The following is a 1,255-nucleotide window of genomic DNA, read 5'->3' on the forward strand; positions in this document are numbered from 1 at the left end:
ATTTTCCATTAATATCACCTTAATTTTTACAACATTTTGATGATCTTGTCTTTTTGGCTGGATTGGACCCTGAGTGTTGTTGTATTCTACTTTATTGCTGACTTAGTTCATTGTGAACTGTCTTTACAATGAAATGCACTGCTAATGCCAATCCAATTATTCTGAATAACTTACTCATTGGATTGTACCTCCTTTCTTTCATACGTGTCCAGTATTTCATCTATCATTTTGGCTATGTTCAATTTTGAACTATCTCCCACTTTGACATTGTATTTTCGAGACTGAGTTTGTTAACATTTATGCTAACACAAAACTCGTAGTTTTTTGTTGTGTGTCTGAATAAAATGTTGAAAAAATTCATTTTACAAACACCATCAAAGTTGCAATGGCTGTTAAAACAAAAACCTTGTTTTTTGACGCCTTGAATTTAAGAACCTGGTTTTCAATGAAACCTATTCTTGATTTTCTTTTTGTTGTAAATTTTGTTGCATTCATACTGTATTATGGTGAATTTTTGATATAAGGTCCGCGTATAACTGATAAATTATCCATTTTTTTAAAATGTCTTCAACAGAAATCTTGATGTTCTTTCATGTTTTTCAGATACGCTATCCAATGCATCTAGCATTGTTTGCTGATTGATGTTTTCTTTGTCATCTAATACCACATAGACTCCAATTTTTTGTTTCCCGTCTTCTGTCATGATCTTGCTAATTGCTTGAATGGAATAACAAAAATCTGACACTTTTTTTCCAAATGTCTCTTTTTCTTCATCATTGAATCCCATATACCTTGCAATCTGATTATTTTTCATGATTACTTTGGAACCTAGTACTAGAATTCCTGGCTGTGCTTTTGGTTCAAAAATATCTACAGGGACATCATATTTTCCTGCATGTTTTACTAAAACTTGGAATGTATTTTCTTCATTTTTAACACCTTCAAATGATAGTCCTCCATGAATTAACCACCTTTCAACATTGTCTCGCATTCTTGATGCACTCATACTTTGATATCTCAAACTAGTTCTATATGATTCTAAATTCAAAAAAATTGTCTCTCTAAATTTACCATGTTTCTAAATTCGAATTTAGAAATAAATGAAATTAATATCTAAAAACAATAGACTTCTAACTAAATATTTACATTAAAACCTGAATCTAAACTTGGAAAAGACACGGCAACCAATATGTTGACAACGATTCCAATTATCATAAATATTATTCCAAGATAGAGACAATTTCTTGCTTTTTGT

At 30.5% G+C, this 1,255-nt stretch carries 2 protein-coding genes; both read right to left on the bottom strand.

Annotation, left to right across the window (positions count from 1 at the left end; translation table 11 throughout):
- Positions 1-357: 357 nt before the first annotated feature.
- On the bottom strand, positions 358-495 hold the full coding sequence (locus tag BD31_RS10415; RefSeq protein WP_008301266.1) for a hypothetical protein: 138 nt from the start codon (positions 493-495) through the stop codon (positions 358-360).
- Positions 496-556: 61 nt separating this feature from the next.
- A complete protein-coding gene (locus tag BD31_RS08535; RefSeq protein ID WP_048097613.1) occupies positions 557-1,006 on the bottom strand; it encodes a DUF2299 family protein in 450 nt (149 codons plus the stop codon).
- Positions 1,007-1,255: the final 249 nt, after the last annotated feature.

Origin of the sequence: Candidatus Nitrosopumilus salarius BD31 (assembly GCF_000242875.2) — an archaeon.
In the GTDB taxonomy this organism is placed as follows: domain Archaea; phylum Thermoproteota; class Nitrososphaeria; order Nitrososphaerales; family Nitrosopumilaceae; genus Nitrosopumilus; species Nitrosopumilus salarius.

Excerpts from the sequence above, each read along its gene's own strand:
- BD31_RS08535 (WP_048097613.1), bottom strand. The coding sequence starts at position 1,006 with ATGAGTGCATCAAGAATGCGAGACAATGTTGAAAGGTGGTTAATTCAT.
- BD31_RS10415 (WP_008301266.1), bottom strand. The coding sequence starts at position 495 with ATGAATGCAACAAAATTTACAACAAAAAGAAAATCAAGAATAGGTTTC.